Annotated in this window: 15 protein-coding genes; 1 reads left to right on the top strand and 14 read right to left on the bottom strand. The window is 49.9% G+C overall.

What is annotated here, in order from left to right; translation table 11 throughout:
* Window positions 1–15 precede the first annotated feature (15 nt).
* From ACT53G_RS08510 to ACT53G_RS08445, 14 genes are all read right to left on the bottom strand, one after another.
* On the bottom strand, window positions 16–906 hold the full coding sequence (locus ACT53G_RS08510) for an ExeA family protein (RefSeq protein ID WP_194748670.1): 891 nt from the start codon (window positions 904–906) through the stop codon (window positions 16–18).
* A gap of 8 nt (window positions 907–914) precedes the next feature.
* Window positions 915–2,693, bottom strand: a complete 1,779-nt coding sequence (gene mshL / locus ACT53G_RS08505) for a pilus (MSHA type) biogenesis protein MshL (RefSeq protein ID WP_275356320.1) — start codon at window positions 2,691–2,693, stop codon at window positions 915–917.
* Window positions 2,694–2,754: 61 nt separating this feature from the next.
* Entirely contained in the window at window positions 2,755–3,126 is a 372-nt protein-coding gene (locus ACT53G_RS08500; RefSeq protein WP_476169157.1) for a hypothetical protein, read from the bottom strand.
* Window positions 3,127–3,139: 13 nt separating this feature from the next.
* Complete coding sequence (gene gspM, locus ACT53G_RS08495) at window positions 3,140–3,853, bottom strand: type II secretion system protein GspM (protein WP_476169156.1); 714 nt, start codon at window positions 3,851–3,853, stop codon at window positions 3,140–3,142.
* A 3-nt stretch (window positions 3,854–3,856) separates the two neighbouring features.
* Window positions 3,857–4,741 carry a PilN domain-containing protein gene (locus ACT53G_RS08490; protein WP_476155694.1) on the bottom strand — a complete coding sequence of 295 codons (885 nt, stop codon included), beginning with the start codon at window positions 4,739–4,741 and terminating at the stop codon, window positions 3,857–3,859.
* Window positions 4,738–5,676: a hypothetical protein gene (locus ACT53G_RS08485; RefSeq protein WP_194748675.1), complete on the bottom strand. Its 939-nt coding sequence runs from the start codon at window positions 5,674–5,676 to the stop codon at window positions 4,738–4,740. The genes ACT53G_RS08490 and ACT53G_RS08485 overlap by 4 nt, the downstream gene beginning before the upstream one ends.
* 277 nt (window positions 5,677–5,953) lie before the next feature.
* Window positions 5,954–9,010, bottom strand: coding sequence for a DUF6701 domain-containing protein (locus ACT53G_RS08480; protein WP_476169155.1), 3,057 nt, complete (start codon window positions 9,008–9,010; stop codon window positions 5,954–5,956).
* A gap of 6 nt (window positions 9,011–9,016) precedes the next feature.
* Window positions 9,017–9,376, bottom strand: a complete 360-nt coding sequence (locus ACT53G_RS08475; RefSeq protein WP_476169154.1) for a hypothetical protein — start codon at window positions 9,374–9,376, stop codon at window positions 9,017–9,019.
* Window positions 9,377–9,462: 86 nt separating this feature from the next.
* A complete protein-coding gene (locus ACT53G_RS08470; RefSeq protein WP_194748676.1) occupies window positions 9,463–10,254 on the bottom strand; it encodes a prepilin-type N-terminal cleavage/methylation domain-containing protein in 792 nt (263 codons plus the stop codon).
* Window positions 10,238–10,861: a type IV pilus modification PilV family protein gene (locus ACT53G_RS08465; RefSeq protein ID WP_476169153.1), complete on the bottom strand. Its 624-nt coding sequence runs from the start codon at window positions 10,859–10,861 to the stop codon at window positions 10,238–10,240. The genes ACT53G_RS08470 and ACT53G_RS08465 overlap by 17 nt, the downstream gene beginning before the upstream one ends.
* Window positions 10,862–10,896: 35 nt before the next feature.
* The gene (locus ACT53G_RS08460; RefSeq protein WP_476169152.1) at window positions 10,897–11,349 is read right to left on the bottom strand and encodes a pilus assembly FimT family protein; all 453 of its coding nucleotides are present in this window, start codon (window positions 11,347–11,349) and stop codon (window positions 10,897–10,899) included.
* 29 nt (window positions 11,350–11,378) lie between these two features.
* On the bottom strand, window positions 11,379–11,795 hold the full coding sequence (locus ACT53G_RS08455; RefSeq protein WP_476169151.1) for a prepilin-type N-terminal cleavage/methylation domain-containing protein: 417 nt from the start codon (window positions 11,793–11,795) through the stop codon (window positions 11,379–11,381).
* A 121-nt stretch (window positions 11,796–11,916) separates the two neighbouring features.
* On the bottom strand, window positions 11,917–13,131 hold the full coding sequence (locus ACT53G_RS08450) for a type II secretion system F family protein (RefSeq protein ID WP_476169150.1): 1,215 nt from the start codon (window positions 13,129–13,131) through the stop codon (window positions 11,917–11,919).
* A gap of 5 nt (window positions 13,132–13,136) precedes the next feature.
* Window positions 13,137–14,789 carry a GspE/PulE family protein gene (locus ACT53G_RS08445; RefSeq protein WP_338655325.1) on the bottom strand — a complete coding sequence of 551 codons (1,653 nt, stop codon included), beginning with the start codon at window positions 14,787–14,789 and terminating at the stop codon, window positions 13,137–13,139.
* Window positions 14,790–14,930: 141 nt separating this feature from the next.
* Between ACT53G_RS08445 and trmL the strand changes: the two genes are divergently transcribed.
* On the top strand, window positions 14,931–15,395 hold the full coding sequence (gene trmL / locus ACT53G_RS08440; protein WP_194748681.1) for a tRNA (uridine(34)/cytosine(34)/5-carboxymethylaminomethyluridine(34)-2'-O)-methyltransferase TrmL: 465 nt from the start codon (window positions 14,931–14,933) through the stop codon (window positions 15,393–15,395).
* Window positions 15,396–15,471: the final 76 nt, after the last annotated feature.

Below are 15,471 nucleotides of genomic sequence, written 5' to 3'. Positions count from 1 at the left end.
TTCCTCCGTCGCCTGCTAACGACCAAACCCGGCCAGGGTGGCATGCAACGTCAACCACCATTTAAACCCATGCTCCAGCCAACGATGCTGTGCTTTTACACTGGCTTGTGTATCAAGAATCGCCGCTTTCACATCCTCGGTTGTAACCCTGTGCTGGCCACGGCCAAACGCAGACAATAATGCTTTATGCGCCAGAATATTCAACAAGCGCGGAATGCCGTTGGCATACCGGTATAGCAATCGCATGCTGGCCGGACTAAACACCATGCCGCCCTGATACCCTGCCACATGCATGCGATGATTCAAATAAAACGCTAATTCTTCCCATTGCAGGCCTTTGAGGTGATATTCAAAGCCAATGCGCTGCCGCAGTTGGCGAATAGACGAATGGTTGAGACGTTCTTCCAGTTCAGGCTGGCCAAAAATGACCACTTGTAACAACTTGCGCTTTTCGGTTTCGAGGTTACTCAGCAAGCGCAAGGCTTCCAGCGTTTCCAGCGGCATGGCTTGCACTTCATCCAGACAGACCACCACATGCGTGCCTTTTTCAGCAAAGGTCAGCAATGTGCGATGCAGCGCATCTATCATGTCATGGTGGGTAAACTCAGGCTTGAAGGCGACGCCAAACTCGGTGGCCAGCGTCATCAGTAAGGCGTGCGGATCTAGATAGGGGTTGGGGAGGTAAGCAATCTGGCAACCGGGTTCCAAGGCTTTGAGCAGGCGCCGGCAGAGCAATGTTTTACCGGTGCCGACTTCACCTGTGATTTTGACAAAGCCTTCACCCGACTCAATCGCAATCAATAGCGTATTCAGCGCTTCTTGCAACGTGCGCGTGGCGTAATAAAAGCTCGTATCCGGCGTGATCGAAAATGGAAACTCTTTTAAGCCAAAATGCTGCAGGTACATGCCCGCTCCTAAAATGCGTTGTCTGACTTGAGTTTTTCTACCCGGTCCTGGCTGTCGAGCATATCTTGCGCCCAGTTATCGCCACTGCGGACCACGGTGGATTTGAGCAGAATGACCAGTTCTGTTTTGGTGGAGCTTTGGTCTTTCTGGCGGAACAGGTTACCCAAAAATTTGACATCGCCCAAACCAGGGACTTTTGTACGTGTATTATCCACGGACTCTGACATCAGCCCGCCGATCGCAATCACACTGCCATCGCGGGTACGCACGATGCTATCGGTTTCATTGATGTTGGAGGAGGCCGTTGGAATCGTGTAGGTGCCACCGTTGGCACTGGACAAACTCACAGTGCGGTTGACCTGGGTGACTTCACTGATAAACGGATGGACGTGCAGAATAATGTTGTCGTCCTTGTCAATTTGCGGTGTCACATCCAGTGAAATACCAGAAAAATACGGTTGCAGCTGAATATCTGGCGTCACTACGGCACCACCCGTGGTGGTGGTGACATTGGTACGCACATTGGTCACATAGAACGCATCATTCCCCACCTTGAGTACCGCCTTCTGGTTGTTGATGGTGGCAATGCGCGGACTGGACAGGACTTCTACATTACCCTGCGTTTCGAGAAAGTTAAGCAGCGCAGAAAAGTTTTTGCCTTGTACCGCTAACGCAAACATTGAGCCGCCTATGGACACCGGGTCACTGTTACTCAAAGCGCCAGGTACGGTGCTGGTCAGCGTGCCGTTGGTCAGGGCACCGGTTTCTCCCAGGGTGGTATTACCGTTGACGTTACCAAAGGTGTAATCGCGGCCGCGAATGTTTCTGACCGCCGCCCAGTTAATCCCTTGTTGCGAGTTTCTATTCAGTTGCACCTTGATAATCTTGGCTTCCAGAATCACCTGACGATCCACGGTCACCTGCATCAGACTCAGAAATTTCTCCACCTGGCGGATTTCCTTGGGCATGGCTTTGACCATGATCAGGCCAGACTGCGCGTTAATGACTACCTTGCGCCCGTTTTCTTCGCCAATCAGGCTACTCAATGAGCCTGCAATCTCGTCCCAAAAGTCATTATTGGTACGCATACTCACATCTGAAGCATACACTTGCAGGTTGGAGGCGCCCGAGGCCGCCTGGTTGCCCGTACCTGTCCCGGTTGAGCCAGAGCCAACGCCCATGGCGCCGTTCATGGCGGCGGCCTGCCCGGCCACGCCTGCGGCACCGCCCGCACCCGAACCGCTGGCCGTCCCGGACGTGACACGGGTGGCAGAAGACCCTCTGCGAGCGCCTGTAATGTAATTAACCTGGAAAACCCGGGTTTGCAGGGTTTGTGGCTCGACAAAAATCTGCTTGCCATTCATTTTGTACTCATAACCATACAAGTCACGCAAGGCATTGAGCGCTTCAAACAGCGTGACATCGCGCAGGTTAATCGTAATCTCGCCTTTCAGCTCCGGGCTCAAGGCAATGCTATAAGGGCTGCCAGAGACGATACCCATCAATACCTGGCTAGCCGGGGCTTTGTTAACCACGAGGTCAAAGCGAGGCTCGACGCGTTTGGCCAGGGCTTTGGGTGGCTCAATTTTAAGCGGCTCAAACAACTCATCCGTCACTTCTTTAGGCGGCGGCACCACTTGTGCTTGCGCCTTGGCCGCAGAGGTCGCCAATTCGTTTTGTATTTTTGGCTGAATTGATGGATTGGTCGGCGTGAACGGGTTACTGGTGCATCCAGCCAACCCGGCGCCTATCATCATCACACCCAAGGTATTCACAAAAGTTTTCATAGCAGTCTCTCTATTGATATTCACCTGGCGGCCACTTCAGCCAATCGCAGGCATTTTCACTTTATTTTTTAACCGTTTTTGCCTGTTTGGCTTTTTTTACCTGCGCAGGCGGCGGTGCCTGCATCACAACACTGGTCAACCCCAAACCCAACAGTTTTTTCTCACCGTTTTGATTGATAAACACCGCTTGCTGGTGCTTGACCGAAACCAGTTTAAAGTCTTGATAACGCTCACCCAAGTTGACGAGCTCGCCATTGACCACAGCAAACCCATGCTTGCCGTTGTCCTGAATGGCCGTGACTTGCCAAGCCTGCGCAGTCTCCGTTTGCGCCTCTGGCAGATAAGGCAATACGGCAGCTGGCGGCTTCGTAGGATCTATCATTTGCTCGGCGGCCTGGCTATGTGCCACGCTGACCAATACCATCCAAATCATGAATATGCGCATGCTATATCCCCAACCAGGCGTTTTCCCCACTCAGGGTATACACTTGAAAAATCAATTCGCTTTCTGGGTAACCGCCTTTAAGCTCGGCATTGTCCCATGCCAGCTGACGGCCTATCGCTTTCAGGGACTTGCTATACGCCATCAACGCAAAATACTGCCCTTTTAAATGGACTTTTACGGCGTGCTGGTAAACATGTGGCATGTTTTTCCAAGCCTCTTCCGAGGTTGATGACGCTTCAGTTCCTGGCGCGGCTTGCGCCTGCAATAACTTTCTTCGCGTTTCAATAAAATCCACCACCGGCAAGGATTGCATTTCAATCACTTGCACATCGGTATGCTTTTGCAACAGTTTTTTCAGCATCTCCACCATGGCTTGCGGTGGGACCATAAAGGCAGAAACTTTAAGTAACTCATCTGCCTGGCTAGCCATTTTTTGGCTGGTTTCTGCAATCTCCTGCTGAAACGCCTGCGTAGCTGGCTGTGGCGCCGCCTGGGCAGCAATCTTGGTCAGTTGCTCGGTCAGGGTGGTCGTATCGTTTTGTATCTTGAGGATTTCTTGCTGGGTATTAGCCAGTTGCACCCGCTGTGGCTCCAGCAAAAAGGTATCCATCAGGCCCACCACGGCAAACAAGCCGGTGCCAAACAACATCCAGCGCTCGCGCATGGAGAACGCTTGCCATTTGTCGCTGATTGCCTGTAGTTTTTCAGATCGCATGACTTACTGCCTCCCGCTCTGGTTGCCGGGCTGAGGTGGCACCGTCTGGCGCACAAATTCGTCCCAACTCATGCCATTCACCAATTTGTTTGTGGCTTGCGTATCACGCCCTTTGACTTCAAAGGTATACACTTTGAGTACAGGCAATGCTGTGTTCGCCTGATTCGAAGGGCTATTTCCGCCTTGTGGATTAACAGGCGCTGCTGAGGCCGGCGTCACTGGCGGAGCACCCCCGTCTTTGCCTGCAGGCGAGGTTGTGGCAACCTCTGGCGCTGGCGCAAGCGATGGACTCACTGCAGAGGCTCCAGCATTTCCGCCTGAACGCGACTGAGGCTGTTGCAACTCCAGTTGTTTGAACTGAATACCTGAGAACTCAGTCCCGGCAAATACAGACTGGTGAGAGAGCAAATCCAGATAGGCTGGAATATCTTCTGACTGCAACGCTTGCCCGGCAAGCGTCAAGTGTTGGACGGCAGGCTCAACTTTAAAACCGGTTAACCAGACGCCAGGTTGCTGTTGCCCGGTAAATGCACGCATGTAGTCGATCAGGTGTGCCGATTGTTCTGAAATGGACTGCTGAAAAATAGCCAGAATTTGGGTCTGCATCTCCAGTTGCGCTTTTAATGCTTTTAACTCAGCCTCAAGCTTGGTGTTATCGATAGGCATCGCCTTTTTCGAAAAGGCTTCCACTTTTTTCTGCATGGTTTCATACTGCGCAAGTGCTTGGTTACGCTGCACTTGCAATTGCTCGTTTTCAGCAGCCAGTCCAGTATAAAAGTAATACATCACCACTGCGGCCAGCACATAGACGGCCGCCACCATCGGCAGGCTAAACCACTCTCTGGCTTTAACACCACCGCCTTCATACAGGTTAATCTGCTGACTCATACAGCCGCCTCCTGACGCAAAGCAGCACCCAGGGCAGGCATCAACATGGCCTGTTTTTCAAGGCTGGAAAAATCCTGGTTGGCAGGCAGCTCAACAACATCTTCCAGGTTAAAAACGTTGACCGGCACATAGAGGCTGGAACTCAGGCCGCTCACCAGATAATCGCGATGCACGACCGGCGCCACCACCATACGGTTCAAGCTCAGGAAAGGAAACTGACGGTCAAAGCTGTCCAGCGAGCGTTGCAGCTCAAGCACCAATTTATCAAAATTGATTCTGAAGATTTCGTCCCTATCGTTCAAAAAGTCGCGATCCAGCTCAATCAGACGCGTATGGTAAAGCTCACCTTTTGCCGTAAACGTGATCAGGCAACCGCGTGGCAGGATGCTGACCATCACCAGCGCGCGATCTTCGTGTTCAAGCAAATGGGCAATATTGCGTTGTGCCAGCGCGTGCACATCAATCGAACGCAGGTTAAATCCGGCATCGACCAAATGGTTACCCGCCCCGGTTACCGTAGCTTTTTTGGCGCAAATCGCCAGCATCAGCGCTTGGCGATTTGCCACAGAGGGATCCGAAGGCAGATCAATCCCATCAACCACCGCTTGCTCTACCGCATAATCAAGCAATCCCTTGAGTTTCCAGCGTAACGCCGGTTTTACTTCATCCTCTGGCAAATTGGGCTTGTCAATTTGCACGATGTTGTACTGGTCGACATTGAGTACCAGATTGCAGGGTAAAGACTTGAGGTCATTTTTGGTCACAAAGTGACGTAATGTGGAAGTAGCATCCAGCGGTATTTGCTCAACCGCCGCAAACGAAACCACCGGCTTGGTCCCTTCTGCAGGCGGCGTCAAGGCAACAGTACTCACATGCATGTCGGTAAAACTCACCCCTACCTGCTGCTTGTTTTTTTGTCTTTTAAACCATTGCATAGAGAGTCGCCAGTCTTTCAGAGTCACTTTATCATTTAAAATCAAAGAATAATAATACTTACTTCAAGCACAATCGCAAATTAGTATACACAAAAAAGTCGCACATCAAATCATCTTCTTATGCGCAAAATGACTTAAGTGGCCATGCGCCATCGTGGCATCAGACAATCACGCTATCCGGCCACGCCTCATATATGCGAGCAACTTTAGTGCCTGAAACGGGAGATCAAATGCAGGAATAAGACGACAAAATCACCTGATTTAGGTGGTTTTGTCTTTATTGGAAGCTTTCACGCATGTAGATGATGGGCGCTTTGTAGATGCCAAAGGAGGCGCGCCCCACCGGGTCCGAGGTACCAAACCAATCTGACTTGCCGCCACCAATAGCACTGACCGTACCGGCATTGCTTTGACAAGTGACCTCCCCAGGAACAGCGTTGTCCAGATTTATTTCAAGATCAACACTCCCGACATTGGGCCGCCCATCAGACCCCACTTTGGGCGCTGACAGAATGGCTTTCACCAAGCCGTTATTCGCAGTATAAGTACCATTCATAAAGGTCTCGCATGCCGCCAGGTTACCCTTATAGTTTTTCATAACGATGCTTTTGCTATCAATGGTGGTACATGCATCGCCCTGGCTACGCACATAAAAGCCATCTTTGTAATATTGCGCCTCAATCGGCACCGGCAAGGCCAACAGCTCAGAACCATGTGCAGGGATCACTGCCAGACGTCCATAGCGGAAAGCGATCCCACCACTCGTCAATGCAGTTTGTGTAGAAGTCACATTGTCACTGTCTTGCGGCTGTGCCGAGATCACCACACTTTGCTGATTGATGGCAGAAGACGGTCGGGATAATTTATGTCTGACACGAACACTGGTAGTCCCATTTCCCCAAATCGGCGCTGTGTTGTCTGTTGTTTTGCTAATCGCTGGGTTTGCAGCACTCGCACTTAGGGTTGCACCATTGGACGGCGAAGCGCTAAATCGGTACAAACTATAATTTGTCAAATCCAGCCGTGCATAATTACCTGTGTAGTTTTGTGTGGTGGTGCCAGCAGCATTCAAGGCCGTAATGCTGAAGGGTGTAATAAATCCAGGTGCTGCACTGCTTGCAGTGGTGTCTTGTCCATAATACACAAAGTTGCCACACGCCAGCGTCACCGTACTAGAGGGATCCACCCGGAAACTGTTAGGGATAAAACGGCCAAAATAATTTGTGTCTGTGGTATTGCCGAAACGGCAGCCGTATTTGGGCGGCGTCCCTGCGCCGCCATTATCAAATGGACTGCCACTGTTATCACAATCGCCTTTGGATTGATCAACCGCAGTGAACGTATCATCGTAAAGCCCTTGCGGTGAAATTTTAAAATGCCCAACCTCGGAGTAAGTAAAGTTGGTTCCGGTGCTGGACCCAGAACTGGCTGCAGCAAATGACCCGGCCACCTGCCCCACGACGGGTGCGCCTGGGTGAGCAGCCAGCAAGGCATTGGATATTTTTGGGGTGCCGTTATAGCCCTGTTCGCCACTAGAAACCGTCAGACTGAAATTATCAGCCCCCGCCCTGAACACAGGGCTCACTGTACTGCTTGGTGAGCTTGAGCTTGCTGTATTGGTATTGGTCACAGCCAAGGATTGTGGCCGAATGGCAAAATTATCAGACGAACACCCCGATTTGTTCTGACCTGGGTCGCGTACCTGACAGCGCAAATTAGGATAAGCTTTGGGGACATCTGTTGCACTGAAAGTCACCTTTTTACGTCCACCATCTGAGGCTGCAAAACTAACATCTTTAGTGACGACAATATTTGTACTGCATGAGCCATTGCTATCTGTCACCAAATCAACTTTTAAGCCTGAAGAATTATAGCCACTCGACTGGGCGCCACTTGAGAGCAGCGCAACCACATCCAGATCAAAAGACTGTGCTAGGATTTTTGTGTAAATCGGATTACGTGCCGATGAATTGCTATTCAAATTATTATAAGTCACCCCGCTTTCCATACACTCATAGGTACTCACGCATGGGGTATTTGTCATTGTAAAGCTACAACTTTGCGAGTTATTTGCCGTGTTCCAGCACTTGATACCATTCATCGGACCTTTGCTGAGACCGCTTGCTCCCAAGGTATAAGTAGCTGCAGCGCTACCTTGTAAGGTAAGGGTGTCAATGGTACGGGCATTCCCGACCTCAAACTGGGCGTCCGGCGTCACTGTGACGGTTGGAGAACTGGGAGAGATGGTCAGCGTACCAGTAAGGCTTCCTGAATTGATGAGCTGATCATCCGGACAAGGCATGGTAGAAACCAAACAAGCCATGACCTGAATATCGACCGGACATAAAGAGGAACTGCCAGGGTGGCGGATTTCCAAATGATCATAATCAGGCACTAAGGTTGACCCAACCACAAAGTCATAGCTGAATGTGTATGTTCCAGGTAAAGTAAAATCGTACTCGATCGCAGCGCCGGTATCAGTCAAGGTTGTATTGACGGTATTCGATAATTGGTCTGATTTACCAATCGCACATGCACTGGAATTACTACTTGACCAGAAAGTTTGCCAGTTGCCTACGCAATAACGACTAAACGTTCCATCACGCTCTCTAAAACTTTCAACGACATCCAGGTTTGCAGGCAAACTTGTACTAGAAGGGCACTGCACATTCGTATTTCCGCTCCCAGATGAGCAACTACCGGCATAAGGATAAGTCCCAGCGACTTGTTTACCGTTTGTATCCACGTAACGGACACCACAGCCACAGTCAGAGCCGCCCAAATAGGTATCAACTGCATGATAATACCTTACCGGGTTTGTTGAGCTGACTGGATATAAAGGGGGGATATAAATGCTCACTTTGGCTGTGACAAAGTCATAAGGATAGGTGTAACTCCAATCAATAGTGATTTGAGGCCCGCCGCCGATATTGTTCGCAGGAACAGTGAACTGCGAACGAGTTGTCTGCGCATTTCCAGCGGATGCGTTGGCCGGCGTCACCGCTGTCATTGCTTGCGTTGTATAGTTTCCTGGTGCGTTGTAGGCAAAGTGATCAGGGCCATAAATAGTATTATTGCCACGAATATAAATCCCGTTATCTAACCTGTTATTGGCTGGTGTTCGGTCAGGTTGATAAAGCTGGCCGCTACTATTAAGCCTTTGCACTTGAATTTGTGAGTTATCATTGATGAATATTTTCAACCCATTTGAAGAGTCAGAACCGCCGTTGGCGTTTAAAGTAACGGTTGCCGCTTTTGTCGCTTCAGCAGAAAACAAGCTGACCAGACACAAAAGCCATATCACAGTTGCATGCTTCCATCTAAACACGGTCATTTTCCTCTAACTACACTCTTCTGTACCCATCAGGCAACGACTCAAGCTCACTGTGACTTTGCGCTCAATATAATCAAGCGCGCCAGCTGCCCCTTTTGAGGCGGTAGCGGTAATGGTATACATCCCAATATTCTGTGTCCCTGCCCGGTCTTGCGGCATCGGGTTTGTTTGATTACATGTCAATGCAATGTTAAAGCCATTAATCGTAAACGGATCAGGCGGCGTGGGGCAGGATTTCATCGTGGTCGACCCCGGGGCAATCACCTGATAAGCCGCCCACTCCACGCCAGCCTTGGCAGCCAGGTAAGCTTGTGCACCTTGCACATCCTGTATCGTGCCTTGATTGGCCAACAATGACAGCCGCATAGAATACCCTACAAGCGACGCCAATATCACCATTAAGAAGATTGCCACGGGCAACATAAATCCTTTTATGCGATGAAGCGTATTTTTCATGGCGAATTCACCACATTAATCAGGTTAACCAGGCGCACAACGCCACCATTCTTACTGAGCTCGAGCTGTGCTGTTACCACGCCGCTATGCTGCATGACGCCTTCTGTATAAGTAAAACTGCAACCCGTGACATCTTGCGCAACGATACTAGGGGTGAGTCCGGCAAAGTTTGACGGATGGGCAGATGGAATTGCGTAGTTTGAATACATCAACAGACGGCGGTTGGCTAAATCACAGACATAAAATACGGCCCCGTTCACCACATAAAAACGGCTACCCGGGGAGGGTAGTGGAAAGGCTGAACCGCTAAATGAGAGCGTGCTGAGATTAGTGCCAGTGCTGGTTAAGGATCGAATCGTATCCCCCGCATACACATCTGCTCCTTGAATACCAAGGTTATAAATCACCAACTGGTCGCCAGAGTCTACAGAAGGCACAGGGTCGCCGAGTACGTTAAAAGTGTCATTCGCACTTACAAAATCCAGCGTATCCTGCTGGTAGCGGCCGCCAGCTTTGATCGGCACAAACTCTACATAGGAATTATCAGCAGCCACCCAGACACTATTGGGCAAGGCGTTGCGGATATCTCGTGACATGCGGCGCAATGAGATATCGGCGCGATCGGCGAGCTCATAATAAGCCTCGGAATTCACATAAGCCAAAATGGAATTTTTGATAAAGGTGACGGAAATACCGCCGAGAATTGCCATCACCACAATGACGATGACCAACTCCACCAAGGTGAAGCCTGAAATAGCAGATTTGGGTTGGTTAAATTCTCGGCGCATAACGAACCCTGTATCCAGTCAGCCGGATGGTAGTGTCTGCGGGACCTGTCACCGTAATCACAATCTGTAACACCGCATCTGCTGGCAACGCTGCAAAAGCACCACTCCCGCCCGCCTGAGTAATTGCAACGGATGCCGCGTAAGGGTTTAAGCCCGGTAAGGCAGTCGCATTGCCAATGCGGCAAATGCCGGCACATCCACCACCAGGCATGGAAAATCCACCATAATCGGCCACATTATCAAATGGATCGGTGGCACTGTAACGGCTCTCCGTAGAGGGTGTAGGGCCATTTAAGGTCGCATTTTGTGGATTGGTACAATCGCCATAACTTGTCGCCGTAGACGCATTCGGGTCATCGGGATCACAATAAGTAAAAGGCATTTGCTGGACTTCTTGCATCAGCGACTCAGCAATCGCGATTGCTTGCTTGCGCGCCAGCGGGTCGGCAGAATGACGTCCCATAAACGAAAGCGCACCGATAACACCGGCGATGGCGGTGGTGACAATCACCATAAACACCACCATCTCCACCAATGAAAAACCTGCATGCAAGCGCACGCACAATTTGCCTGGTTGTCTGTAAGAGTGATGTTTGTTGTGATGCATTGTTATTATCCAGTCTGGAGCTACTGGTGAACTAATCAGTGTATGTATCCAGTATCTTCCTCGACAGTCACGGTCACGTATTGCGCATTGTTTTTTCTATTGGTCGCTTGATAACTCACCGTTGAGTTCGGGACTGCACGACCAAGCGAATCAAACCCAAGACTGGCATTGTCCGAACTGATATCCACATTCTTGCTACTTGTGAACACGTATGCCTCAGCGGTTTCAGGATTAATTACCGCCTGATTGCAGGCGGTATCGAAACATAAGCTGACCGTATCAGGTATCGCATTATTATGAATCACATACACATTCCGACGCTGGGCAATCGCCGTTTTCTGCGCATAGCGTAATGTAGATGAAAGTAAACCCGCGTCACCGCGGGTTTCGAAGATGTCACCGTTTGCAAATCTTGGGACAGCCATAGCAGCTATTATAGCCATCACGGAAATCACTACAACCAGTTCAATTAGCGTGAAGCCTCTCATAAGTTGCACGAGACATTAGAAAACAGTCCTTAGCAGGACCCATTATCGCTCAACGCTGCACTGCCAGTGCTCGCAGTGTAAGTAACCGTAACAGTACAACTTCCATTTGATTTTGTGAAAACCCCGGCCCCATTGTCTGCAAAACCGCCAATATCTTGTAAGGCCTTAGAGATACCATCCCCATCAGCTGTTGGCCAACCAGAACTATTTACAGTTACTGATTGTGAGTCCATCTGTACGGAAGTTCCAGTACTACCTCCAGCAATCCATGATGCTCTAGCTAAGTTTGCAGCAGAGGCTATCGAGCCTTGCAAACCTCCGCCGGCAGCTTTGAGTGCCCGGGTCTGAACGTTCACAAATCTTGGTAACGCTGTTGCTGCCAAAATACCAAGCACTGCGATCACAACAACCAATTCAACCAATGTAAAACCAGCTTGTTTTTTCATTACTCAAACTCCTAATCAAAATGCCCTGCCGTTCTTATCACAGTGGCAGGTTAACACTGCGTTAAATTGTCATTAGCAAATACTATGCCAGACAATTTTGGTCCATTCCCTTACCACAAAACTAGCCACCTTTTAGCATCACAGAACTCATGTCCCAAATCGGTAAAAATACACCCAATGCAAGCACCAAGACTAACGCTCCCAAAAACATAATCAAAATAGGCTCAATCTGCGCACCCAACGTTTTGACGTCATACTCAACATCCGCTTGGTACATATCGGCAATTTCCTGCATTAATGTATCCAGCGAGCCTGACTCTTCGCCGACAGCGATCATTTGCAAAACGAGTGAGTTAAACACACCAGTTTGCGTAGCTGTTCTGAGGATGGTTTCGCCACGCTCAATGCCCGCAGACATGCTCAAAATTTTGGCTGAAATATAGTCATTTTCGACGGTTTGTGACACCAGCCTTAACGCTGACAGAATGGGTAAACCACTGCGTGTAGACAACGCAAAGCTACGTGCAAAACGTGCCATGGTGCCTTTAAAAATAATTTTACCGGCAATCGGGATACGCATCTTGATCCGATCCCAGTTTGACCGACCACTTGCCGTTTTAACATACGTTTTAAATGACCAGCCTGCCGCGGCAATCATGCCAATCAGCACAAACCAGTAATTGCGCATGAAGTTTGAAAATGCAATCAGCATTTTGGTAATCATTGGCAAATCGGCATGCATGCTAGCAAACACTTTTTCAAACTGCGGGATCACCATAACGTTAATCACCACAATCGCAATTGCCATGGCAGTGAGTACAAACATAGGATATTGCAAAGCCGATTTGATTTGTCCACGCATAAAGCGGTCAAACTCGATATGCTCAGACAGGCGCAAAAAAATATTATCCAAATTACCCGTCGTTTCGCCAACCCGGATCATACTAATATAAAAACTATCGAAGACTTTTGGATGCTCAGTCATCGCCACTGACAATTCACGGCCTGAGTCCAGGCTCACGCGCAGTTGCCCCACCACTTGCGCCAGCTTGGGGTTGCCTACGGAGCTTTGAATCCCAGAGAGGGCGCGCATGATCGGGATACCAGCTTTAAGCAGCGTATACATTTGCTTGCTGAAAATCATCACCTCAAGGCTGGTGATTTTCTCTTCAAACAGGTTAATCGCGACGCCACTCGTTTTCTTGGGCTTGATTTCAATCGGCGTAATTCTGGTACCAATTAACGCGGCGCCCAAGGCATCGGCATCGGCGGCTTCTTGTACCCCAGTCACCATCATGCCATCTTCGGTGCGCCCTTTGTATTCAAATAATGGCATAGGCGTTATTCTTCAAACTGGTTATCGACACGCATGATTTCTTCCAGCGTGGTTTTACCTTCAATCGCCAATTGCAGCGATTGGTCGCGCAGGGTTTTACCTTTCAGGCGTTCACGCGCTTTTTTGATAAAGATGTTGGTATCCGGCATGTTGGCGGCCATTGCCAGCTCATCGGTCATTTCAAGAAACTCATACAAGCCAACCCGCCCCAGATAACCGGTGCGGTTGCAATGCTGACAGCCTTTGCCATGGCGGAAGTTGGTCGGTAAGGTTGCATCCGGCAACACCTGATTGAGCCACACCGTTTCACTCTCTGTAGGCGCATGCTCTTCAGCACAGTGCGGGCAAATCAGCCTCACCAGACGTTGCGCCATGACACCGAGCAAGGACATGGCCACCATGAAACGCGGCACGCCCATGTCGATCAAACGCACCGGAGCAGTTGAGGCATCGTTGGTATGCAACGTGGAGAGTACCAGGTGACCAGTCATGGAAGCGCGCAGACCCGTTTGTGCAGTTTCTTCATCTCGCATCTCGCCCACCAGCACAATATCTGGATCCTGACGCAAAATGGCACGTAGCAACTTGGGGAAATCCAGCTCGATTTTTTCATTGACCTGCGTCTGAATAATGCCGGGTAAACGGTACTCCACCGGGTCTTCCACCGTAATGACTTTGGTTTCGGGGGTATTAAGCTCACTCAATGCTGAGTACAAGGTCGTCGTTTTACCACTCCCGGTAGGCCCGGTGACCAACACCATACCACTGGGGCGGTTAATCATTTTTCTAAAGCGTGCGAGTAAAGCAGGCGGCATGCCCAATTTGTCCAGCTGAAAGTGCGCAGTATTTTGAATCAGCAGACGCATGACCACCGTTTCGCCATACTGTGTTGGCATGGTCGAAATACGCATATCGACCGCCTTACCTTTGACCGAGAAGCCAAAACGACCATCTTGTGGCAGGCGCTTTTCAGAAATATCCAAACCAGCCATGATCTTGAGACGCATGACCAACGCAGTGGCAATTTTGATATCTGCCTGGGTTTGAAAGTGCATGACACCATCAATCCGAAAGCGGATCAGCAGCTTGTTGTCTTGCGGCTCAATGTGCACGTCAGACGCTCGCACTTGCACCGCATCCTCAAATATCGTCTGCAACAGCTTGACCACGGGCGCATCGTCTACGCCCAGATCTACGCCCATCATGCTTGAGAGATCGGCATTGCTGTCTGCCAGGTCCTCTTGCAACTCAAGCGCCAGTGAAGAAATCTGCTCAGTCTGGCGATAGGAACGATCAATGGTCTGCATGAGCAGACTCTCTTGCACCACGACGATATCAATATCACGCCTGAGCAGCCTGACCAATTCGTCATAGGCATAGACATCCGAAGGGTCAACCATCGCCACCAGAATGCTGTCTGGACGCTCTTCGAGCAAAATGGCACGGAAACGGCGTGCCTGCACTTCAGGGAGTTTTTGAACCTGCTTGGGATCCAGCTCATACTGGCCAAGATCCAGGAAAGGGATATTGAGCTGATGTGCAACGGCTTCAGCAATTTGCCGCTCGTTGGCATAGCCTTTTTCAGCAATCACCCGTCCAAGGCGGCGGCCTGTCTTGCGCTGCTCTTCCAGCGCCTGATCCAGTTCAGCTTGGGTCATGAAATTCTGTCTGACCAGAATTTCACCTAATCTAATTTTCTCGGGACGAGCCATGGCGTTGTAATTATTTATCTTGAGATACTTTCTCGACTATCATATCACCGTCATACTATCCTTGCGTAAGCAAACAAGCAGCCAAACATGTTTCATATCGTGCTTTTCGAACCCGAAATCCCGCCCAATACAGGCAACATTATCCGTCTCTGTGCCAATGCAGGTGCCAGGCTACATCTGGTCAAACCTCTGGGTTTTGAACTTTCAGATAAACAGTTAAAGCGGGCTGGGCTGGACTACCATGAATATGCAGCGTTGACCGTGTATGAAAACTGGGCGGAATGCCAGCAAGCGCTGCATGGAAAACGCATGTTTGCCTTGACCACCAAAGGCAGCACGCGCCACAGCGATTTGCAGTTTAAAGACGAGGATGTATTTGTGTTTGGACCAGAGTCACGTGGCTTGCCAGAGGAAATTCGCGCCCAATTTGCGGCAGAGCATCGTGTCAGATTGCCAATGTTGCCGCATAGCCGTAGCCTGAATTTATCCAACTCAGCCGCAATTTTGCTGTATGAAGCCTGGCGACAAGTCGGGTTTACCGGTGGTGTTTAAAATCACCTTCTAAAACCTATAGACAAAAAAAGCCCCGATTAAGGGGTAAATCGGGGCAATAGGCCTCATCGTAAAG

Source organism: Methylophilus sp. DMC18 (assembly GCF_056314005.1).
The sequence above is the reverse complement of the archived record's forward strand: the minus strand, read 5'-3'. Positions and strand labels throughout refer to the sequence as shown.